Here is a 21,642-nt window from a genome sequence, read left to right on the forward strand (position 1 = left end):
GTGGCGGTGCGTTCAGACCTAACGAGACGGACCGCGCTTCCACCATCTGGCGGCGACGAGCAGCAGGAAATCGGCGCCGACCCTGAAGCCGAGCTTGCTGCTGCCGGCCTGGCGCGGACGGAAGCGATAGGGGATTTCGCCGGCGCGCAGCGGCCTGCCGGCGGAGGCCACCAGATCGAGCAGGATCTTGTAGCCGCGCGGCGACAGGCGCGGACCCAGCTCCTCGATCAGCGCGCGCCGCATCAGAAAGAATCCAGACATCGGATCGGAGAGCGGCGTGTCGCCGGTCAGCGAACGGCTCGCGCGGGCGCCGGCGCGGCTGAGCCAGGCCCGGCCAAGCCCGGCGAAACCGGCCGCCGACCGTCCCGATGCGAAGCGCGTGCCGACCACCAGCTCGAGCCGGTCGCTCTTGGCCAGGGTCAGCATCGCCGGCAGCTGGGCTTCGTCATGCTGGAGATCGGCGTCCATGAGCGCCACGAAGGGCGCCGGGCTCGCGAGAAATCCTTCGATCGCCGCCGAGGCCAGCCCACGCCGTCCCTTCCGCAGCAGGCAGCGGATCCGGGGATGGGCCAGCGCCTCGATGCGCGCCGCAGTCCCGTCGGGCGAATCGTCATCGACCAGGATGGCCTCCCAGTCGACATCACCGAGGGCGTCGTCGAGCGCGCTTGCCAGCGGCGCGATGTTGTCGGCCTCGTTGAAGGTCGGGATGACGATGCAGAGCTCGGCCATGGTCGCGAAAGACTCGGGAGAAGAGAACGCATCGAGACGGGTCACGAGTCATAACCCCATTTCCTGGTACGGACCATGACCGGGGATGGATGAGGCACGAATGCTGATTTTCGAGAGCGAGCGGTCCCCTCCCCCTACCCCCTCCCGCAAGGGAAGAGGGTGAGCATTTTCTTCCACTTCACCCCCTTCCCCGACGGCGGAGCCGTCGAGCGGGAGGGGGTAGGGGGAGGGGCTGGTTCAAGAAAGAGCGACGCGGGCCGATCGCCGATCTCGATCGAAGCTCCAAGGAAAGCGCGAGCGAGAAGAGCGGGAATAGCGATCGGAGTCCCCGCCGACAACAAAACCCCGCCGGGGAGTGACCCCGGTCGGGGCTTGTCTTGAGCCGGCCTCTTCGGCCCGCCCATGGGTTCTTCGGAACCATGTATCGCGCGTGCTCACGCAATCGCGCGTTTCCACTCTCCAGATTGTGTGCGATCCCGCCAGTGCGAGCCGGCAGGGTCCGGCATTCAGCGGAATCTTGGCCCCGCGTCGCGGCAGGGCCCCGGTTTTATGCCCGGTGGAGTCATGCGGGCTGGCACCCTCCTGCGCTGTTGTTCACACGATGTCCGCCGCCGTCCGGCTGTGGCCATCGGGTCGTCCCGCAGGGACGGTCCGCTGGTCGTCGCCATCAGGCGATCGACGGGATCAGCGTTGCGCCATCGCGCCTGGGAGTCAACCCACCCGTCTCGCAGCGCGGTAAATTCCAGTGCACAACTGCGTAATCCGGCGTTCCGCCAGCGCGTTATCGAATACGGTTCGGAGATACGAGCGACCCCGGCGAAGGTCGCTCATATCGGGACGCGATGCGCGGTCAGATCTTCTCGCGCTCGGCGAAGAACTCATCGCTGTAGGGATACCACCAGCCCTGCAGCGCGGGGCTGGGATCGAGCATGATCATCTTCGCGCGCCGGAAACTGTTGAGCCCGATGCGGCTCAAGGAACGGCCGAGGCCCGAGGCCTTCCAGCCGCCGAACGGCAAGGCTTCGTTGTCGCCCAGCACATTGTTGACCCAGACCATCCCGGCTTCGAGCCGTTCGGTCGCCGCCATCGCCTCGTCGAGCCTGGTGGTGTAGATCGCGGCTCCGAGGCCGTAGCGGGTCCGGTTGGCGAGCGCGATCGCCTCGTCGAAGCTCGCGACCTTGCAGATCGGCGCCACCGGCCCGAAGCATTCCTGCTGCAGGATCGCCATCTCAGGTCCGCAACCGGTGAGAATCGTCGGCTCGTAGAACCAGCCCTTGTTGAATTGCGGCGGCACCCGGCCGCCGCAGGCGAGGCTGGCGCCCTTGGCGAGCGCGTCGTCGACCAGCGCCATCACCTTGTTGCGCGCGGCCTCGCTCACCAGGGGCCCGATCTCGACCCGCCCCATGCCGGGCCCGACCTTGAGCGCCCGGGCGCGCGCGGTCATCGCCGCGACGAACTCGTCATGGATCGCCTCATGCACATAGAGCCGTTCGGCCGCGGTGCAGATCTGCCCAGAGAGATGGAAGGCCGCGGTGACCGCCGCGGCGGCCGCGATATCGACGGGGGCCGAGTCCATCACGATCATCGGATCGCTGCCGCCGCCTTCGATCACGCAGGGTTTCATCAGCTCGCCGCAGGCGGCGGCCACGCGGCACCCCACCTCGGCGCTGCCGGTGAAGGCGACGGCGCCGATCTCGGGCGCCTTGATCAGGGCCTGCGCGGTCCCGGCCCCGCCGGTGACGCAGGCGACCAGGCCCGCGGGCAGCTGGCGGAAATGGCGCATGAAATGCAGCGTGCAGAGCGAGGTCGCCTCGGCCGGCTTGACGATCACCGGATTGCCGGCGGCGAGCGAGGCCGCGACGGTGAAGGCCATCAGCACGATCGGAAAATTGAAGGGCAGGATATGGGCACTCACCCCGATGGGGAACCAGCGCATGATCTGCAGACTGCCGGGCGAGGCCGGTCCCGCCACGTCGCCTCCCTCATCGCGCGCCAGCTCGGCGAAATAGCGGAAGATCGGCGCCACATTCATGAGCTCGCCCACCGCCTCCGCATAGGGCTTGCCCATCTCCCTGACCATCAGCGTGGCGGTCTCGCGGTGGCTCTCCGTCTCGATCGAATCGGCGAGGCGATGCAGCAGCCCCGCGCGGGTCTTGGTGTCGAGAGCCGCCCAGTCGCGCTGCGCCGCGACCGCCTTCGCCAGCACCGGCGCCAGGCTCGCCGCGTCCGCATAGGCGATCTCGCCCACGCGCTCGAGATTGGCGGGATCCAGGACCGGCTTACGTGAGAGCGTCGGCAGGACGCGCCATTCGTGATCGACGAACATCGCGCCCGCGAACGGATCGAACTTGGCCTCGGTCATGAATCCCCCTCGTCAGGCCTGCCGGATCGGCATCCTCGGGGGGAGATTAGACCAAACCATCGACGCCGGGCGAGACGTCCGGCCGGGGCGAAGCTGTCAGTTCAGCGCCTTCTTCGCCATGGCCGCCGCGGCGCGCTTCGCGATCTCGCCGGGCGGCACATCCTCGATATGGGTCGCGACATGCCAGACATGGCCGAACGGATCCTGGAAGCTGCCCGACCGATCGCCATAGAACTGGTTCTGGACCGGACGCAGCTCCTTGGCGCCGGCCGCCAGCGCCGATTTCGCGATCGCGTCCACGTCGGGCACATAGAGATGGATATGCACAGGCGAGCCGCCGAAGGCCTTGGGGCTTTTCGCATTCATCTCGGGATATTCGTCGGCCAGCATGACCCGCGAATCGCCGATCGTAACCTCGGCATGGCCGATGCGGCCGTCGGGCATGGGCAGACGCAGCGCCTCCTTGGCGCCGAACGCCTTGGCATAGAACTCGATCGCCTTGGCGGCACCGTCGACCATCAGATAGGGCGTGATGCTGTGGTGGTTGTCGGGAATGGGCTTGGCTTTACCGGCCATGATCCGCTCCTTTGCTTGGGAGAATTTCTCAGGGCCCAAGCATGGTACCGAACCCACGTTGGTGGCTAGTCCGCGTGGCAGCAACATTCTTGTGACAATGCGGAGAAGCGGGGAGCGCCCAAGTTGCGAAAATCGTCTCGGTTACTTCGTTCGTGATTCTTGAGATGCAATACCTTGGGCAAGACGATACGAAAAATCTAATGAATTGAGATCGTGACGCACAAGATACTGCAGAGACGCAACCAAAATAGCGGCTCCTAGAAACTGCATAATGTAGTAGTCACTTTGGACCTTGTCGATCTCGCTCGTCGCATCACCGGCGTTGAATTTATTGGGTATATTTCTCTGACCGTGAAGGAGACGAGAACGAAAATTATACAGATCCTTTATCTGCTTCTGGTACTTTTCGGCACCAGGAATTAGAAGGGCGCATTTTCCCACGATTTGATTGACGATCGAATCTTCATTTCTCGCGTAAAGTGCCTCCAACCCAATCAAACTCCAGACTAACTCTTCGATCTCGCCCCCTGAAAAGGTTTCTCCAAAGAAGTAGGAGTAGGCGTTCAGCGCGCGACCAATAGGCGTTTGGCTCGTGCCCTCAAGGAAACCTGCATGGCGACTCGCCCATTTCCACGTTTTAACAGGATCAAGCTCGATGAAGTCTGGCCAACCTCGTTCAATTGCCTCCCTAAAGACGACATCGATCTCATGCAGAATTGGCTCCATCCTGAGCACGGGATGATCGTCCATGAGACAGATGCCGGCGCCTAACTTGAAGACGCCCGGACGAGCGATGTTCATCGCTACGACAAAAAGCTGAATCGCTCTCTCGCAAGACTCAGCAAAGAGGGTCTCGAAGAGCTTTCGACGTTCGTCTAAAGGCCATTCCTCTAACGTACCATCGCTACGTTCAATCGGTGGCGCGTCGCGGGTCGGAACCGCTTTAGTGCTGAAGCGCAGCCATATCACTGCATTCGCCAGAAATCTCGACGGGCTCTCCTTCTGGAATTTAACCACATGCTCTGATGCTGGGCGAAGAACTGCGCGAATGCGAAGCTTCGCCGGATGATAACCTGGCGATTCGACAGGGATCAGTTCCGAGCATTCGTGGATTACGCTAACAAGTTTTGCGTTTTGGCTCGCGATAGGCGGCCAAATAACGGCGATCTCTTCGATTGGGTAGTAAATCGTCACGCGCCGACTTACGGTCCAGACTCCGCGGCGCGCGTTATGTTTGGCGACGTCAGAGCTCAACGCCATTTTGTTCCAATACATTGAAATCGATGAACAATGCCCAGGCCTTTAATGGTGGCGGAGATTTCAAAATGCGTTGCGGAAGATTAGTAGATTTATCGGATCATATAGACCTTGCGCATGGTCTCCTCGATCCGGCAGGTGCCCTTCCAGTCTTTCGGGAAGAACGCGACCGTGTCGGGGCGGATCTCGATCACCTCGCCCGATTCATGGGTGTAGGTGCAGCGTCCCGCGATGAAGTGGCAATATTCGTCGCTGGTGACGTGGCAATTCCAAGTGCCCGGCGTGCAGATCCAGATACCGGTCTCGCTGCGCCCGCCCGGGCCCTTGAAGAGCAGCTTGCCCGAGGTCATGGACTTGCCTTCGATCATGGTCGGCACCGCGCCCCAATCGACCAGCGATCCCTGGTTGAGCGGATTGCGCATGATGGGTGCCGCACCGCGATCGAGCGCGGTCGGCGTGCGCGCCAGCATATAGGTGTTGCGCGTGGTCTCGTGCACATCGCAGCGCCCGGTCCAGCCCGAGGGGAAATGCACCACGGTCTCGGGGCCGACCTCGATGGTCTCGCCATTATGCTCGGTATAGGTGGCGCGGCCCGAAAGGAAATAGCAGATCTCGTCGCCCGGAATCGAAAGCCGCCAGGAGCCCGGCGTCACGACCCAGAGCCCGCTTTCGACGGCGCGCTCGCCATTCTCGTCGCGCTTCCAGAGGAGGCGGCCGCTCGAATGAGAGCGGCCCTCGATCGCGTCGGGCTGATCGCCCCAATCCACCAGGTCGTTGTAGCTCTTCGCCGGATGGATATGCGGCGCCGACGAGCCTTCGAGCTTCACGACAGGCCCTCCGCCATGCCGGGCCGCTCCGTCACCTGGGCGATGAGACGCGCGGCCTTCTCCGGCCCCTTCTGCGATTGCATGTAGCGGGCGCAGGCCTCCAGCCGCAGCTTCATCGCGCTGTCGCCCAGGAGCCGGCGGATCGTCGCGGCGAACTGCTCGTCGCTCCAGGCATAGCGCGGCAGCTTGGCGCCGAAGCCGGTGTCCTGGATGCGCGTCGCATTGTCGAGGCCGTCCCAGCAATAGGGCATGATGATCGCGGGTTTCCCGAAATAGAGCGCCTCGTTGAAGCTGTTGTTGCCGCCGTGATGGATGAAGAGATCCACATGCGGAATGACCGCCGGCTGCGGATACCATTTCTCCAGATGCACATTGCCGGGAACGTCCCGGTACTGGTCGATGTAGTCGCCGACATTCATCAGGAAGCGATAGGGCAGCTTGCCGAACAGCGTCAGCATGCGCTTGTAGAGATCGACATCGGCCGCGCCCAGGCTGCCGAAGCTCACATAGATGAGCGGCTTGCCCTCGTTGGCGGCGAATTTCGGCACCGCGTATTGACCCTCGTCGCGCACGCAGCCATCGAGATACTGGAAGCGCTTGGGATCGAGCTCGTGGCGCCGCTTGAAGCGCAGATGCTTGGGATAGAGCAGCAGGTTCATATAGGGCGAGGTCTCGAAGAACTCGCCCAGCTCGTAGGCCGGATGGCCGACCTTCGCGAGGAACTTGTTGAAGCGATCGTGGGCCGGCTTCACCTGCTTCAGGAATTCGGATTCGAAGGCATGGAAGCAGGCCTTGTCGTTCTCGCCGCAGCCGGAGAGATGCGGCGGGATGTCCGGGTCCGCGACCTCGTTCTCCGAGCAGGAGATGATGCGGATCCAGGGCTTGCCGATCATCTTGATGGCCGGGAACAGGATCACATTGTCGACGCAGACCACGTCGGGCTTGAGGCTCTGCAGATGGGCCAGGAGCATCTCGTGCGAGTTGATCGCGGTATCGACGATCATCTCCCAGACCGGCACCACATAGGTCGGGATCTGCTCGATCGGCGAGAGCTTGAAGTGAGGCAGGTGCTGGGCGATGAAGTCCGACCAGAAGCGGGCCGCTTCCTCGTCGGGCATGCCGCCCGACATGTCGACCAGCTTCTCCTCGAAGCCATAGCCCTCGAACACACTCTTGAAGCCCTTGTCGCAGACGAAGACCGGGTCATGGCCCATCTGGCGGAGCTGCTGGGCCACGCCCACGCAGTTGAGCGCCGGGCCGAAGGCGGCCTCTGGATAGAGCACCACGCGCTTGCCCTTCTTCCCCAGGCGGGGGCGGGACAGCGGTGCCTTGACCGGGTTTGCCTCGGATGCAGGGCCGGCCTTGGAAGAGGAACGGGGCGCCGAAGCCTTGGCGCGTTTCGGCTTCGGCGCGACCGTCTTTCCGGCTGTCGCTTTCGGCGATCCCGCGGCCTTCCTGGCCTTGGGGGCCGAGGATCGTTTGGGTTTGGCGCCGGCGGCGGAGTTGCGGGCTGATTTCCTTTTGGCGGCTTTCGGTTTGGCGGCGGCCTTACGCCCTGCCGCCCGCTTCACCGATTTTTTCTTCGCCGCCTTTGTCTTCGCCTTCTTTCTCGCCGCCTTCGCCATCATCCATCCTCGTCCGTCATTCCCTCGATCGTCGTCGCCTCAAGCCCTTATTGCGGTTTGTCGGGATCGGGCTTGGGCGTCGGCGCCCAGGCCGAGGGCGCAGCCGGCTTGGGTTCCGAGCCGTGGCTCATCGGTGCCGGAGCCGGCGCGGGTGCCGGCTTGGGCGCCGGAGCCGGTTTCGGCGCCGCCATGGCGGGCTTGGGTGCCGGGGCGGGCGCCGGCTTGGGAGCCGGGGCGGGCTTCGGTGCCGCGGCCTTCTTCTTCCGCGCCGCCTTCTTCTTGGCGGCCTTCTTGGCAACCTTCTTCTTGGCGCTGCGCCGGGGCGCTACCTTGCGCTTCGGGGCTTTCCGCTTCGCCGTCTTCTTGGCGGATTTCTTCTTGGCGGCCTTCTTCTTCGCCGCCTTCTTCTTGACTGATCGTCTGGCCATAGATCCTCCCCCTAACAAGGTTGGATATCGGACGCGCCGGTGGCGCGCTCGCCGGATTCTTCGATCCGAGATTGGGAGTGTTCCGTTTCGGCGCGCGCTTGTCCAGCGCGCCCGTCGCAAGATCGATCAGTTCGTGAGCAGTCGCGCCCGTTCCTTCGTCCATTCGCACGCGACCGCCGCACCCTCGGTCATCTCGGGCAGCGACTCCTGACCGGCACCGAGACGCGCGACCAGGGGCCGCGCCAGACCGACGACGCGGACATGGAGAATGAGGTCCTGGCCCAGATAGGCGACGCTCTCGACTCGGCCGGCCAGCCCGTCGCCCGACGCTGTCGGCGTTCCCGGGCGCACCCGGATTCGCTCCGGTCGGATCGCCAGCGACGCCGGCGTTCCCGCCGGCAGGCCGCCCTCGGCAGCCGGCAGCACCCGGTCCAGGCCCTGGGCCGCCAGGCCGCCCGGCGCCGCCCTTCCTTCGATCAGATTCATCAGCCCGATGAAGTCGGCGACGAAGCGGTTGGCCGGCTCCTCATAGAGCGCGCGCGGCGGCCCCAATTGGGCGATCTGGCCCTGATTCATCAGGGCGATCCGGTCCGCCATGACCAGGGCTTCCTCCTGGTCGTGGGTTACGATCAGGAAGGTGATGCCGGTTTCATGCTGCAGCCGCTTGAGCTCGAGCCGCATCTGGTCGCGCAGCTTCTTGTCGAGGGCGGCCAAGGGCTCGTCCAGCAGCAGGAGCCGGGGCCGTTTGACCAGGGCCCGGGCGAGCGCCACCCGCTGGCGCTGGCCGCCCGAGAGCAGATGCGGCTTGCGTCGGGCCACATCCTCGAGCTGGACCATCGCCAAGGCCTCGGCGGTACGCCGCTTCAGCTCCGGGCCCCGGACGCCTTCCATCTCCAGCCCATAGGCGACATTGCCCTCGACCGTCATATGCGGGAACAGGGCATAGGACTGGAACATCATATTGATCGGGCGCCGGTTGGCCGGCATGGCGACCAGATCCCGGCCGTCCAGCGCAATCCGTCCGCGATCCGGCGTCTCGAACCCGGCCAGGATGCGCAGGAGGGTGGTCTTGCCGCAGCCCGACGGCCCCAGCAGGGCGAAGAACTCGTTCTCGCGGATTTCCAGGTCGATCCCGGCCAGCGCCACGACCGGTCCGAAGGACTTTTCCACAGCGGCGATCTGGATCAGCCCGGTCATGCGCCCGGCCCCCGCCCCGACTCGCGGCTGAAGCGCTGGGCCAGCAGCATCAGGGTGAAGCTCACCAGCAGCAGCAGGGTGGCGATGGCATTGATCTCGGGGGTCACGCCGAAGCGGATCATGGCGTAGATCTTCATGGGAAAGGTGGTGGAGCCGCTGCCGGCACCGGCGGAGAAATAGGCGATCACGAAATCGTCGATCGACAGGGTAAAGGACAGGAGGGCCGCCGCGATCACGCCCGGCAGGATGATCGGCAGGGTGACGCGCCGGAAGGTGGTCCAGGCCCCGGCTCCCAGATCGATCGAGGCCTCGATCACGGAGCGGTCGAAATTCCTGAGTCTCGTGCGCACCACGGCCGCCGCGAAGGCGATCACGAACACGCTCTGCGACAGGACAATGGTGTAGAGCCCCAGCGTGAACTGCAGCAGCGTGTAGAAGGACAGGAGTGCGATCGCCAGAACGATGTCGGGAATAATCATCGGCACCATGACGAAGCTGTCGAGGAGAGTCGAAGGCCGCCCGCGCTCGAGCCCCAGCGCCAGCAAGGTGCCCCCGGCCGTCGAGATCAGCGTGACGGCCAGAGCCACAGCCAAGCTGTTGGCGACCGACTTCAGGATTTCGGGATTCTGGATCAGCGCGCCATACCATTTGAAGGAGAAGCCGGTCCAGGCGGTCGGCATGCCCCCCGCATTGAAGGAGAGCACGATCAGGGTGACGATCGGCCCATAGAGGAAGAGATAGATCACGAGCGCATGCGCCTTGAGCAGGCGGCGCGTGCCGCGGCCCTGCAGCCTGGCGAGGGCGCTGGCATCAGTCATAGGTGCCCATCCGCCGCGCGCGGTTGACGAGATAGGCCTGGAGGCTCAGGAGCGCCATCATCACGCCCATCAGGATGAAAGAGAGGGCGGAACCGAAGGGCCAGTCGCGGGCGTTGAGGAACTGGTCATAGATCAGATTGCCGACCATTACCGTGCGTCCGCCGCCCAGGAGGTCGGGGGTGATGAAATTCCCCATGCTGTAGACGAAGACGAAGATGGCGCCGGCAGCGGCTCCCGGCACCGTCAGCGGCAGCGTGATGCGCCGGAAGCTGGTGAAGCCGGGCGCGCCCAGATCGGTCGAGGCCTCGATCAGGTCGGGCGAGAGCCGGCTGATGGCCGCATAGAGCGGCAGGATCATGAAGGGCAGATAGGCATAGACCAGGCCCACCAGGATCGCGAACTCGTTATAGAGCAGATCGACCGGCTCGCTGGTCAACCCCAGCCAGGAGAGAAGGCCGTTGATCAGCCCCTGCCGGTTCAGGATCACGATCCAGGCATAGGTGCGGATCAGATAGTTGGTCCAGAAGGGCAAGACCGCCAGCAGCAACAGGATCTTCTGCCAGCGCAAGGGCGCGGTCGCGATCAGATAGGCCATGGGATAGCCCAGGACGAAGGCGATCAGCGTGGCGAGGCCGGCGATCTTGAGCGAGGTCAGCAGGATGCCGAGATAGAGGCTGTCGGCGGCGCGGCTGTAGTTCTCAAGCGTGAAGATGTAGTCGATGCCGCCATAGGTGCCGCGCTCGAAGAAGCTCAGCACCACAACGAGCGCGCAGGGCAGCACCAGGAAGAGCGCGATCCAGCCCAGCGGCAGCGCCAGCAGGCCGGCCCGCGTCCGGGCGGCCGGCGACCATCGCGGCGGGCGCGGCTTGTCGGCGGACAGGGCGATCGAGCTCATGGCAGGGGAAAAACCGGCACGAAACGAAGACGAGGCTGCCCCGGACTATCGAGGCAGCCCCGACCGTCGTTTCCGGCCTACTGCGCCGAGGTGATCTCGGTCACGGCGCGGGTATAGTCCTTCTGCGCCTTGCCCAGATCGCGCAGCTGTTCCTGCTTCATCAGCTCCGCGGGCGTCATGCCGATATTGGGATATTGCTCGATCAGCTTCGGGTCGAGCCCTTCCATCGCCTTCTGGTTCGGCACCTTGTAGAGGATGTTCTCCGCCACCCAGCGGTGAATCTCGGGCCGCAGCACATAGTTGATGAAGGCCATGGCCGCGTCCTTATGTTCCGAGGCCGCCGTCACCACCATGGTGTCGACCCACATGTCGCTGCCTTCCTTCGGCACCACGAACTTGATGGCCGCATTCTCGGCGATGCCGTAATTGCACCAGCCGTCCCAGGCCTGGACCAGCACCGCCTCGCTCGACACCAGTTTCGAATAGAAGGTGGTGTCGTCATAGGCGAGCAGGTTCTTCTTGGCCTCGATCAGGAGCGCCTTGGTCTTGGCGATCTCGTCCTCGTTGGTGGTGTTGACCGAATAGCCCAAGGCCTTCTCGCCCGCCGCCATCAGCCAGCGATCGGTCGCCAGCATGGTGATGCGGCCCTTGATGTCGGCCGAGGGCTGCAGCAGGTCCATCCAGCTGGTGGGCGCGGTCTTGATCAGGTCCGAGCGGTAGCAGAGGCCGGTCGTGCCCCAGGCATAGGGGACGGAATGCGCGTTGCCCGGGTCATAGGCGAGCGCGCGGGCTTCGGGATAGAGATTGGCGAGATTCGGGATCTTGGCGGCGTCGAGCGGCGCGATCAGCTGCAGGTTCTGCAGCGCCTCGACGAAGGGGCTGGAGACGAACAGCACGTCATAGCCCTTGCCGCCGCCGGCCACGACCTTGCCCATGATCTCTTCATTGGTGGCGTGGACCGACATCTCGGCTTCGATGCCGGTTTCCTTGGTGAAATTGGCCAACAGGTCGGCCGGCATATAGCCGTCCCAGTTGGAGATGACGATTTTTTCCGCGAACGCCGCGCCGCTGCCGAGCAGCAGGCCGCAGGCGAAAGCAAGGCCGAACGCGGCCCTGCGGGTCAGGCGCAGTGTCATGAAACGCTCCCCGTTATGCATCCGATCGGGCCAGGTTGCGGACGAACCGGTCCTGAGCCCTTGTGAATTGGCAGTCCTTGCGGGAACGATCATCGGGGGCGGATCGCCCCGGGGTCAACCCACCTTGGGGCGCGTGAAAGAATCGAGCCGAATGGCGAGAGGCGCGGGAGCAAGATTTCAAGCCCCCTCCCCTTGCGGGAGCGGATAGGGGGAGGGGGTGCCGCGCACGAGGTTTTTGCCAACAAACGCGCAACTTGCTCATCGCTTCGCCTGTGGCGGGCGCCCCCTCCCCGCTCGCCGCCCCTCCCGCCCGCGGACTTCGCCCGCCGACTCCTTCAGATCGCCGGCGAAGCCGGCATGGGAGGGGCCCTGGTTTCTGTCAGGGTTCCGCCGCGGCGCCCGACCAGGGTGAGGCGATATCGGCCATGCCGCGATTGAGGCCGCCGCCGGGCTCGCGCATGACGGCGTTGGGCGAGGCGAACAGCACCGGATGGACATCGAGCGTGCCGCGGCGCACCGCGAGCGCCGGGTCGATCGCGGCCTTGATCTCGGGCGAGAGGCGATTGTCGAGCGTGACGCCGGCGCCGCTGGCATCGAGGCGCGGACAATGGAAGGCCGCCTCGAGATCCATGCCGAAATCCACCAGGAAGGACAGGATCTGCGCCACTGCGGGCAGGATGCGCCGGCCGCCGGAGGCGCCCAGCGCCGCCCAGGGCTGGCCCGACTTGCGCAGGATCGTCGGCACCATGTTGGAAAGCGGGCGCTTGCCGGGCGCCATCGAGTTGGGCCGGCCCGGCGTCGGATCGAACCACATGATGCCGTTATTGAGCATCACGCCGCTGTCTTCGAGCAGCACCTTGGAGCCGAAGCGCGACAGCAGCGTCTGGGTCAGCGCCACCATATTGCCCTGCCGGTCCACCACGGAGATATGGGTCGTGCAGGAGGCGCTCGCCGGATTGTTGCGCGCCGTGCCGTCGCCCGCATCGCCCATGGTCTGAAGCCGCTCGCGATAGGCGCGGTCGAGGGCCGAGGCATAGGCGCGGTAGGCATCGGGCCCGGGCGCGCGGCCGGATCGCTCCTCCATGTCGGCGGTGAGGAACTCCAGGGTACGGGCGAGCGTCGGGCCCGCCGTCAGGCCGCCCGGCGCGAAGACTTCGACCTCGCGATAGGAGGACGCCGGGGCCGGCACCACGCGCGCGCGATAGTCGGCGAGGTCGGCAGCCGAGAGCTTGCCGCCGAGGCGTTGCATCTCGGCCGCGATGGCACGCGCGGTCTCGCCCTCATAGAACTCGCGCGCGCCTGCCTTGGCGAGCCGGCGGAGCGTGATGTCGAGCTTGCCCAGCGCCAGGCGCGGCGGCGGACCTTCGGCCGCGGCCGGCGCCGGCGGCAGTCCACCCGGCAGATAGATCTTGCGGGCGCCGGCATTCTCGGAAAGCTCGCGTGCCGCGACGGCGATCGAGAGCACGGTGTACCAGTCGACCGGCAGGCCGGCCTGGGCCAGGGCCGCGGCGGGCTCCAGCAGGCGGGCCCAGGGCAGCGTGGCGAAGGTCTCGTGGGCCACGCGCATGCCGTCGACCGTGCCCGGCACGGCGACCGAGAGCGGCCCCTTGATGTTGCGATCGCCCTTGACCGAGGGCCATTCGAACAGCGCCTGGGTGGTGCCGCCTGCGAGCGGATAGTCGGCCGGATCGAGCGTCTTGGGCGCGATCATGCCGAACTCGACGCATTGCACCTCGGGCGCGCCGGCCATCGCCACCAGCATATAGCCGCCACCGCCGATCCCGCTCATCCAGGGCTCGAGCACACCGACCGCGAAGCTGGTCGCGATCGCCGCGTCGACCGCATTGCCGCCGTCCGCCAGCACGGTCGCACCGATCTTGGCCGCCGCCAGGCTCTGCGAGGTGACGATGCCGCCCTCGGCGGCCACCGCCTTCTTCACGAAACTGCCTTCGGGGCGATAGGGATCGAGCATGGGATTTCCTTTGGGCGCGGGCCAGGGGCCGGCTGGGGATAGGCGGCCGACAGGTTAGCGCCTCGGGGCCCGAAAGACAGCCGCCTACAGGTGACCGACTCCGAAAGTAAAGGTTAGACTCTAGGCGACCATCACCGCACCCACGGTCCCTTCCCCTTCATGAAGCGCTGGCTCGATCTCCTCATCCCCTTCGCGCTTCTGCTGGCCGCCCTGGTGTTGCGGGTCGAAGAGGGACCGGGTATCGAACGGCTCCGCAACCTCGTCTTCGACAGCTATCAGCGCTTCCAGCCCCGCCCCTATGCCGATGCCGGGGTCACGATCGTCGACATCGACGAGGAGAGTCTCGCCCAGATCGGGCAATGGCCCTGGCCGCGCTCGAAATTGGCGGAGCTGGTGACGAAGCTGGGCCAGCAGGGCGCCGCAGCCATAGCGCTCGATATTATCTTGGCCGAGCCCGATCGCACGGGCCCTCAGAACCTGATCAAGCTGTGGCCGGGCAATTCCGATCTCGACGCGGTTAAGGATACGATTCTGAAGCTGCCCGATCCCGATACGGCCCTGGCGCAAGCGCTTGCCAGCGGTCCCACGGTCGTCGGCGTTCTGCTCGTCAACCGAGAGACCCCGATCAACGACAGCAACCCGCTTCCGGTCATCGCGGGCTTCACCAATGCCGGCGACGATCCGCGCCTGTTTCTCATTCCCTATTCGGGAGCGGTTCGTCCATTGCCGATCTTCGAGAAGGCTGCCGCCGGCTATGGCAGCGTCAATGTCGAACTCGACGCGGATGGAACCGTGCGGCGCCTGCCGGTGGCAACGACCCTGAACGACAAGCTCGTTCCGAGCTTCGCGGCCGAAGTGCTCCGTGTCGCACAGGGCGTGCCGAGCTACGTCATCAAGGCTTCGGGCGCCAGCAGCGAATACAGCATGGGAAACACGAAGACCGGCATTGTCGCCGTCAAGATCGGGCGGCTCATCGTTCCAACGGATAAGGACGGCACCGTCTTCCTCTATGACAGCGGCCATCGCCCGGAACGATTTGTGCCGGCATGGCAGGTCCTGGCCGGTACCAACGATGCATCCAAGATCGATGGCCATCTCGTGGTCATCGGTTCGAGCTCGGAGGGCCTCAAGGATCTGAAACCGACGCCCATTGCCGCGACGATGTCCGGCGTGGAGGTCATTGCTCAGATCCTCGAACAGATGACGACCGGAAATTTTCTGAAACGTCCCGATTGGGCCAAAGGGGCGGAGCTTCTCTTCCTCCTCCTCTTCGGCAGCGCGCTCATCGTCATCGCGCGGCGCTTCACGGCCATCGGCGGTGCCGTCGTCGGCCTCCTCGGCAGTGCCGCCGCCATCGGCGCCTCCTGGTTCGCCTTCACCCGCTATGGCTGGCTGGTCGATCCGATCTTCCCCGTGGCCGTCGCCACCGTGCTCTATATGACGACGACCTTTCTGGGCTATCTCCGCACCGAGGGTGAGAAGCGCTTCATCCGCGACGTGTTCAGCCAGATGATGTCGCCGATCCTGGTCGAGAAGCTGGCGAGCCAGCCCGAGCCGCCCAAGCTCGGCGGCGAGCTGCGCGAGCTCACCGTCATGTTCTCCGACCTGCAGGGCTTTACCAGCATCGCCGAGGGGCTGGCGCCGCAGGACCTCACCCGCCTCATCAACCGCTTCATGACGCCGATGGCGCGCGTGATCCAGGACGACCATGCCGGCACCATCGACAAGTTCATGGGCGACGCGATCATGGCCTTCTGGAACGCGCCGCTCGACGTGCCCGACCATCCGCGCCGCGCGGTCGAGGCGGCGCTGGGCATGCGCGAGGCCCTGGTCGCGATCAATGCCGAGCTGGCGCGCGAGGCGGCCGAGAAGGGCGAGGGTCCGATGGGCCTCGCCTTCGGCATCGGCATCAATACCGGCCCCTGCAGCGTCGGCTATATGGGCTCCGAGCAGCGCAAGGCCTACACCACGATCGGCGACGCGGTGAACCTGGCCTCCCGCCTCGAGGGCCTGACCCGGCTCTACGGCGTCGATTGCGTGCTGGGCGACAGCACCGCCCAGGCCGTCCAGCCCGCCCCCGGGAACGCCCCCGTCTTCGCGCTGCTCGAGGTCGACCTGGTCCGGGTCAAGGGCAAGCAGCGGCCGGAGCCGGTTCATGCCCTGATCGGCGACGGGGCCCTGGCCGCGAGCGAGCCTTTCCGCGGGCTGTCGGCGCTGCATAAGACGATGATCCAGGCTTACCGGGCCCAGGACTGGGACGGGGCCGCGGCCGCCCTCGCCCAGCTGCATCACGAGACCGAGCGTCATTTCCCCCGGCTGATGCCGCTTTACGCCCTCTATGAACGCCGGATCGCCGGCTACCGCCAGACGCCGCCGGCGCAGCCCTGGGACGGGGTCTATGACGCCCTGGGCAAAACCGGCTGACGCCCCGGAGCAGGTCCGGCTGATTTGCCGCGTTTTCACTCCTCTGTCCGCGTGACCTTGCCGAGTTTTCCGGGCTAGGGTGGCCGTCCAAGGCCAAGTCCTGGGGTTTCCGCCTTTGGACCAGGTATGCTCTATGTCCAAAAACCCGCCAGAACGCCGACATAGCTGACGCCATGCAGGGAGTCGTCTCCACCGTCTTTGGATTGGCCGGGCTGTTCGTGCTGGTGAGCCTCTTGCCATCGCTCGCCCGCCGCCTGCTGCTGCCCGAGACGGTGCTGCTCGCCATGCTGGGCGTCGGGCTCGGCGTGGTGATCGAGCTCGGCCAGGCCAACCAAGGCGACATGGCCAACGACTTCCTGACCGCGCTCAGCAATCTCGAGATCCCGGGCGACGCCTTCCTCTACATCTTCCTGCCGCCCTTGCTGTTCGAGATGGCGCTCAAACTCGATGTGCGCCGGCTCATGGACGAGATCGTCCCGATCCTGCTGATGGCAATCGTGGCCGTGATCGTGACGGCGCTCGTGGTGGGCGCGGCCCTGTGGCAGTTCACCGGCGCCGGCCTGCTGGCCGCCCTCCTCCTGGGCGCCGTGATCGCCACCACCGACCCCGCCGCCGTCGTCGGCATCTTCCGCGACATCGGTGCGCCGCGACGGCTGACCCTGCTGGTGCAGGGCGAAAGCCTCTTCAACGACGCGGCCGCCATCGCGCTCGCCAGCCTCATCGCCGGACTCATCACCGGCCATGGCGAAGGCAGCATGGTCCATACCGTCGTGGATTTCCTGCTGGAATTCCTGGGCGGCGCCCTCTTCGGCTATCTGGTCTCGCGCGGTGCCGCGCTGATGCTGCCGGCTTTGCGCGGTTTCAAATATGCCGAGATGACCTTCACCGTGGCGCTGGCTTATCTCAGCTTCATCGTCGGCACCCAATATCTCCATGTGTCGGGTGTCGTCGCCTGCGTCGTCGCCGGGCTGACGCTCGGCACCAACGGCCGCACCCGGGTCACGCCGACCTCCTGGGAAAGCCTGGTCGAGACCTGGGAGCAGCTGGGCTTCTGGTCGAACTCGCTCATTTTCGTGCTGGCCGCGATGCTGGTGCCGCAATTGTTGGCGGGGCTGGCGCCGGTCGATTTCCTGCGGCTCGGCGTGTTGGTCGCCGCCGCGTTGGTCGCGCGCGCGGTCGTGGTCTATGGCCTGCTGCCGCCCCTGGCCGCCATGCGCCTCACCGGCAAGGTCAGCGCCGCCTATCGCGCCGTGATCGTCTGGGGCGGTCTGCGCGGGGCCGTGTCCCTGGCGCTGGCGCTCGGCGTCGCGGCCGACCCGGAATTGCCGGCGGAAACCCGCCATCTGGTGGGCGTGCTCACCACGGGCTTCGTGCTCTTCACCCTCTTCGTCAATGCGCCGACCTTAAGGCCGCTGCTGCGGCTGCTGGGACTCGACAAGCTCGGCGCCACCGAACGTGCCTTGCGCGCCGGCGCCCTCGATCTCGCCCATGCCGAGGCCAAGACCAAGGTCGAGACGGCGGTCGCGGCCGAAGGGCTCGATCCTGCTTTGACCAAGCGCGTGTTCGATCAGATCGAAGCGCCGCTGGGCACGGCGCCCCCTGCCGCCGCCGCCGAAGCCGAGATCGCCAAGTCTGCGAGCGCCGCGTCGGGCGAGCGTGAGCTCGACATGGCCGCGGTCGCGCTCTCGATCATCACGCAATATGAAGTGGAGCTGGTGCATCAGCGCCTGCGCGAAGGCACCGTCAGCCGGAAGACGACCGAGTCCAAGCTGGCCGATGCCAGCCGCCTGATGGACGGCATCAAGCAGGGCGGCGCCGAGGGCTATGTCAAGGCGGTCGACGAGATCTTGAAGTTTCCGCGCCGCATCCGCTGGGGCATGCATCTGCAGCAATGGTTCGCGATCGAGCGCCCGCTGGCCGAAATGCTGGGCGATCGTTTCAACAAGCTGTTCGTCAGCTCGCTTCTCCTGATGGATCTGGGCGAGTTCCTGCGCCGCCGGGTGCGCCCGGTCGTGGGCGAAGGGGCGGCGGCGGCGGCCGGCGCCGTGCTGCAGCGCCGGCGCGAGGGCGTCGCCAAGGCGCTGGGCGCGCTGCGCCTGCAATATCCCGACTATGCGCATCAGCTCGAGGAGCTCTATGTCAGCCGCCTCGCCTTGCGCTCGATCGAGGACGGCTATATCGCGATGCAAAAGGAGTCGGTCCTCAGCGAAGAGGTCTATGACAATCTCATCCGCGGCCTGAACCAGCGCCGGCGCAGGGCCTTCCGCCAGTTGCGGCTCGACATCGCCATGGCGCCCGAGACGCTGCTGCAGCGGGTGCGGCTGTTCCAGGGCCTCTCGAACGACGGCCGCCGGCGCGTCGCCAAGCTGATGCGCCCGCGCCTGGCGCTGCCGGGCGAGGAGATCGTCAAGGCCGGCGAGCATGGCGATACGATGTTCTTCATCACGACGGGCGCGGTCGAGGTGGTGCTGCCCCATACGCCGGTGCGGCTCGGCACCGGCGAGTTCTTCGGCGAGGTGGCGCTCGTCACCAACCGCCCGCGCACGGCCGATGTGGTCGCCCTCTCCTATTCGAATCTGCTGGTGCTGAGCGCCCGCGATCTCGCGCGCCTCAGCGAAGCCGATCCCGAGATCGGCCGCGAGATCGCGGCCGTCGCCCAGGCCCGAATCGCCGCCTTCGATTCCGCCGTCGGCTGATCCCCGCTTCAAACCCCATGACAGCCCTGCCGCCGGCCCCGGCCCTTCCCACCCTGCGACCTTCGATGAGCGGCGTCGTCTGGATGGTCGCCGCCGGCCTCGGCTTCGTCATGATGGATTCGACGGCGAAGTTCCTGACCGAGGATTATTCGACGGTCCAGATCACCTGGTGCCGCTATCTCTTTCACATGCTGACCGCGCTGCCGATCCTGGTCGCCTGGCGCGGCCGGTCGGTGTTCCACACGCGCCGGCTCGATCTGCAGCTGATCCGCTCGGTCCTCCTGCTGGGCTCGACCGTGTTCTATTTCATCGCGCTGCGTTACATCCCGCTCGCGACCGCGGCCTCGATCGGCTTCGTGGCGCCCCTCTTCCTGACCGCGCTCTCGGTCCCCCTCCTGAAGGAGCGCGTGGGGATGCGGCGCTGGATCGCCGTCGGGATCGGTTTCTTCGCGGTCTTCCTCATCATCCGCCCCGGCTTCGGCCTGATGCATTGGGCCATGGCCATGCCGCTTCTGGTCGCGGCCTGCTTCGCCCTCTATCAGATCGTGACCCGGCTCCTGGGCCCGATCGATCATTGGTCCGTGACGCTGGTCTATTCGGGCGTGGTGGGCCTCGTCGTCATGTCCGCGATGCTGCCGGGATCCTGGCGCGCACCCGATGTCACGGGCTGGTGCCTCCTGATCTTCGTGGGCTTCATGGGCGCCGTCTCGCATCTCTGCATGATCCGCGCTTTTACGCTCACGCCCGCCTCGCTGCTGGCCCCCTTCAGCTATCTGCAGCTGGCCTGGGCCGTGGCCATCGGCTATCTGGTGTTCGGCAACCTGCCCGATCGCTGGACCGCGGTGGGCGCCGCGGTGATCGTCCTGTCGGGCCTCTATATCTGGTATCGCGAGCGCGTCCAGGCCACCTTGCGCTGAACCTCCCGCCTATCCCCCGGGCGATATGGCTCGGAGGCTATGCCGGTGCTATAAGCGGCGACCATCCTGATCCGAGGCCCAAGAGGCGAAGACCCCGGACGGCGTTCCTGCCGTTCATGCCACGGATCCAACGCAGTCAGCGACAGTTTCCCCGCTGCGACGAGGCGTTCATCGGGCCTCGATTCCCGAGTGCCCCCGCCCTTCACGGCGCCGACAAAGGAGGACACATGGATCTCGAACAGGCCAAGAAGCTCGGCAAGAAGGACTGGCACAAGCTCGCCGGCAAGATCAAACCCGAGACCCGCAATTTCATCGACGGCAAGTTCGTCCCCGCCAAGAAGGGGAAGACTTTCGAATCGATCAATCCGGTCAATGGCGACGTCATTGCCGAGGTCGCCCGCTCCGACGCCTCGGATGTCGATGCCGCCGTCAAATCCGGCCGCAAGGCCTTCAAGAGCGGCGTGTGGAGCCGGATGGCGCCGCGCGACCGCATGGACGTGCTCTACCGCTTCTCCAGCCTGATCCGCGAACATGCGGTCGATTTCGCGCTGCTGGACGTGCTCAACATGGGCAAGCCCGTCAGCGACATGCTCAACAGCGACGTGCCCGGCGCGGCGCTCACCTTCCAGTTCATGGGCGAATGCATCGACAAGATCTTCGGCCAGGTCACGGCGACCGCGGCGTCGGAGTTCCACTACATCGTCCGCGAGCCGCTCGGCGTCGTCGGCTGCATCGTGCCCTGGAACTATCCGCTGATGATGGCCTCCTGGAAGATCGCGCCGGCGCTCGCGACCGGCAACTCGGTGGTGCTGAAGCCGGCCGAGCAATCGCCGCTCTCCGCCAACCTGATGGCGAAGCTGTTCATGGAAGCCGGCGGCCCGGCGGGCGTGCTCAACGTCGTCCACGGCTTCGGCGAGGAGGTCGGCAAGCCGCTGGCGCTTCATCTCGACGTCGACAAGATCGCCTTCACCGGCTCGACCGAGATCGGCAAGCTGCTGATGATCTATGCTGGCCAGTCGAACATGAAGCGGGTGACCACCGAATGCGGCGGCAAGACCCCGCAGATCATCATGGGCGATGCCAATCTGGACACGGCGGTGAACTACGCGATCGCCGGCATCTATGGCAACCAGGGCGAGGTCTGCAATGCAGGCTCGCGCCTCCTGGTCGAGAAGAAGGTCCATGACGAGTTCCTGGATCTCTTCACCAAGCGCGCCAAGACCGTGTTCCAGCCGGGCGATCCGTTCGATCCCTCGACGCAGATGGGCCCGCTGGTCACCAAGGACCAGCAGAAGCGCGTGCTCAACTATATCGACATCGGCAAGAAGGAAGGCGCCAAGCTCTGCTTCGGCGGCGGCGTGCCCAAGGGGCTCGAGAAGGGCGCCTATGTGCAGCCGACCTTGTTCGCGGGTGTGAAGAACGACATGCGCATCGCCCAGGAGGAGATCTTCGGCCCGGTTGCGGCCGTGCTCCCCTTCAAGAACATCGACGAGGCGATCGAGATCGCCAACGACTCGCTCTATGGCCTGGCGGCCTCGGTCTGGACCAAGAACATCGACACCGCCCACAAGGCCGCGCGCGACCTGCAGTCCGGCGTGGTGTGGGTCAACTGCTTCGATCATGGCGACATGACGATGCAGTGGGGCGGCTACAAGCAGTCGGGCCAGGGCCGCGACAAATGCTTCGAATCGATGCTGCTGCACACCCAGACCAAGTCGGTCTGGATCCATCTCGACTGAGAGCGCCCGGGCGCACCGGCGGCGACCCCGCCGGTTCCTTCGGA

General features: G+C 65.6%; 16 protein-coding genes. 4 read left to right on the plus strand and 12 right to left on the minus strand.

Annotation, left to right across the window (positions count from 1 at the left end; genetic code table 11):
• Positions 1-18: 18 nt before the first annotated feature.
• The 12 genes from FRZ44_RS24645 to FRZ44_RS24700 form a co-directional block, all read right to left on the minus strand.
• Positions 19-774 (minus strand): polyprenol monophosphomannose synthase, encoded by a 756-nt coding sequence (locus tag FRZ44_RS24645; protein WP_151179678.1) that lies wholly within the window; start codon positions 772-774, stop codon positions 19-21.
• A gap of 805 nt (positions 775-1,579) precedes the next feature.
• The gene (locus tag FRZ44_RS24650; RefSeq protein WP_151179679.1) at positions 1,580-3,091 is read right to left on the minus strand and encodes an aldehyde dehydrogenase family protein; all 1,512 of its coding nucleotides are present in this window, start codon (positions 3,089-3,091) and stop codon (positions 1,580-1,582) included.
• A 96-nt stretch (positions 3,092-3,187) separates the two neighbouring features.
• A complete protein-coding gene (locus FRZ44_RS24655) occupies positions 3,188-3,667 on the minus strand; it encodes a VOC family protein (RefSeq protein WP_151179680.1) in 480 nt (159 codons plus the stop codon).
• Between the two features lie 141 nt (positions 3,668-3,808).
• Positions 3,809-4,861 carry a hypothetical protein gene (locus FRZ44_RS24660; protein ID WP_151179681.1) on the minus strand — a complete coding sequence of 351 codons (1,053 nt, stop codon included), beginning with the start codon at positions 4,859-4,861 and terminating at the stop codon, positions 3,809-3,811.
• A gap of 155 nt (positions 4,862-5,016) precedes the next feature.
• A complete protein-coding gene (locus FRZ44_RS27435) occupies positions 5,017-5,751 on the minus strand; it encodes a cupin domain-containing protein (RefSeq protein ID WP_225308433.1) in 735 nt (244 codons plus the stop codon).
• A complete protein-coding gene (locus FRZ44_RS24670; RefSeq protein ID WP_225308434.1) occupies positions 5,748-7,037 on the minus strand; it encodes a glycosyltransferase in 1,290 nt (429 codons plus the stop codon). The genes FRZ44_RS27435 and FRZ44_RS24670 overlap by 4 nt, the downstream gene beginning before the upstream one ends.
• 386 nt (positions 7,038-7,423) lie before the next feature.
• On the minus strand, positions 7,424-7,804 hold the full coding sequence (locus FRZ44_RS24675) for a histone (protein ID WP_151179682.1): 381 nt from the start codon (positions 7,802-7,804) through the stop codon (positions 7,424-7,426).
• Positions 7,805-7,930: 126 nt separating this feature from the next.
• Positions 7,931-9,001 carry an ABC transporter ATP-binding protein gene (locus FRZ44_RS24680; RefSeq protein WP_151179683.1) on the minus strand — a complete coding sequence of 357 codons (1,071 nt, stop codon included), beginning with the start codon at positions 8,999-9,001 and terminating at the stop codon, positions 7,931-7,933.
• Entirely contained in the window at positions 8,998-9,819 is an 822-nt protein-coding gene (locus tag FRZ44_RS24685; RefSeq protein ID WP_151179684.1) for an ABC transporter permease, read from the minus strand. The genes FRZ44_RS24680 and FRZ44_RS24685 overlap by 4 nt, the downstream gene beginning before the upstream one ends.
• The gene (locus FRZ44_RS24690) at positions 9,812-10,714 is read right to left on the minus strand and encodes an ABC transporter permease (RefSeq protein WP_151179685.1); all 903 of its coding nucleotides are present in this window, start codon (positions 10,712-10,714) and stop codon (positions 9,812-9,814) included. The genes FRZ44_RS24685 and FRZ44_RS24690 overlap by 8 nt, the downstream gene beginning before the upstream one ends.
• A 77-nt stretch (positions 10,715-10,791) precedes the next feature.
• Positions 10,792-11,850 carry a polyamine ABC transporter substrate-binding protein gene (locus FRZ44_RS24695; protein WP_151179686.1) on the minus strand — a complete coding sequence of 353 codons (1,059 nt, stop codon included), beginning with the start codon at positions 11,848-11,850 and terminating at the stop codon, positions 10,792-10,794.
• 379 nt (positions 11,851-12,229) lie between these two features.
• A complete protein-coding gene (locus FRZ44_RS24700; RefSeq protein ID WP_151179687.1) occupies positions 12,230-13,822 on the minus strand; it encodes a gamma-glutamyltransferase family protein in 1,593 nt (530 codons plus the stop codon).
• A 159-nt stretch (positions 13,823-13,981) separates the two neighbouring features.
• Between FRZ44_RS24700 and FRZ44_RS24705 the strand changes: the two genes are divergently transcribed.
• The 4 genes from FRZ44_RS24705 to FRZ44_RS24720 all read left to right on the plus strand — a co-directional run bounded on the left by FRZ44_RS24705 (position 13,982) and on the right by FRZ44_RS24720 (position 21,598).
• A complete protein-coding gene (locus FRZ44_RS24705) occupies positions 13,982-16,246 on the plus strand; it encodes a CHASE2 domain-containing protein (RefSeq protein WP_151179688.1) in 2,265 nt (754 codons plus the stop codon).
• Positions 16,247-16,419: 173 nt separating this feature from the next.
• The gene (locus FRZ44_RS24710) at positions 16,420-18,942 is read left to right on the plus strand and encodes a cation:proton antiporter (RefSeq protein ID WP_151179689.1); all 2,523 of its coding nucleotides are present in this window, start codon (positions 16,420-16,422) and stop codon (positions 18,940-18,942) included.
• Positions 18,943-19,007: 65 nt separating this feature from the next.
• Positions 19,008-19,859: a DMT family transporter gene (locus tag FRZ44_RS24715; protein ID WP_191908285.1), complete on the plus strand. Its 852-nt coding sequence runs from the start codon at positions 19,008-19,010 to the stop codon at positions 19,857-19,859.
• 227 nt (positions 19,860-20,086) lie between these two features.
• Positions 20,087-21,598, plus strand: a complete 1,512-nt coding sequence (locus FRZ44_RS24720) for an aldehyde dehydrogenase (protein WP_151179691.1) — start codon at positions 20,087-20,089, stop codon at positions 21,596-21,598.
• The last annotated feature ends 44 nt before the right edge of the window (positions 21,599-21,642 follow it).

It is taken from the genome of Hypericibacter terrae (assembly GCF_008728855.1).
Lineage (GTDB): Bacteria > Pseudomonadota > Alphaproteobacteria > Dongiales > Dongiaceae > Hypericibacter > Hypericibacter terrae.

Excerpts from the sequence above, each read along its gene's own strand:
- FRZ44_RS24650 (WP_151179679.1), bottom strand. The coding sequence starts at position 3,091 with ATGACCGAGGCCAAGTTCGATCCGTTCGCGGGCGCGATGTTCGTCGAT.
- FRZ44_RS24655 (WP_151179680.1), bottom strand. The coding sequence starts at position 3,667 with ATGGCCGGTAAAGCCAAGCCCATTCCCGACAACCACCACAGCATCACG.
- FRZ44_RS24675 (WP_151179682.1), bottom strand. The coding sequence starts at position 7,804 with ATGGCCAGACGATCAGTCAAGAAGAAGGCGGCGAAGAAGAAGGCCGCC.
- FRZ44_RS24680 (WP_151179683.1), bottom strand. The coding sequence starts at position 9,001 with ATGACCGGGCTGATCCAGATCGCCGCTGTGGAAAAGTCCTTCGGACCG.
- FRZ44_RS24685 (WP_151179684.1), bottom strand. The coding sequence starts at position 9,819 with ATGACTGATGCCAGCGCCCTCGCCAGGCTGCAGGGCCGCGGCACGCGC.
- FRZ44_RS24690 (WP_151179685.1), bottom strand. The coding sequence starts at position 10,714 with ATGAGCTCGATCGCCCTGTCCGCCGACAAGCCGCGCCCGCCGCGATGG.
- FRZ44_RS24695 (WP_151179686.1), bottom strand. The coding sequence starts at position 11,850 with ATGACACTGCGCCTGACCCGCAGGGCCGCGTTCGGCCTTGCTTTCGCC.
- FRZ44_RS24700 (WP_151179687.1), bottom strand. The coding sequence starts at position 13,822 with ATGCTCGATCCCTATCGCCCCGAAGGCAGTTTCGTGAAGAAGGCGGTG.
- FRZ44_RS24705 (WP_151179688.1), top strand. The coding sequence starts at position 13,982 with ATGAAGCGCTGGCTCGATCTCCTCATCCCCTTCGCGCTTCTGCTGGCC.
- FRZ44_RS24710 (WP_151179689.1), top strand. The coding sequence starts at position 16,420 with ATGCAGGGAGTCGTCTCCACCGTCTTTGGATTGGCCGGGCTGTTCGTG.
- FRZ44_RS24715 (WP_191908285.1), top strand. The coding sequence starts at position 19,008 with ATGAGCGGCGTCGTCTGGATGGTCGCCGCCGGCCTCGGCTTCGTCATG.
- FRZ44_RS24720 (WP_151179691.1), top strand. The coding sequence starts at position 20,087 with ATGGATCTCGAACAGGCCAAGAAGCTCGGCAAGAAGGACTGGCACAAG.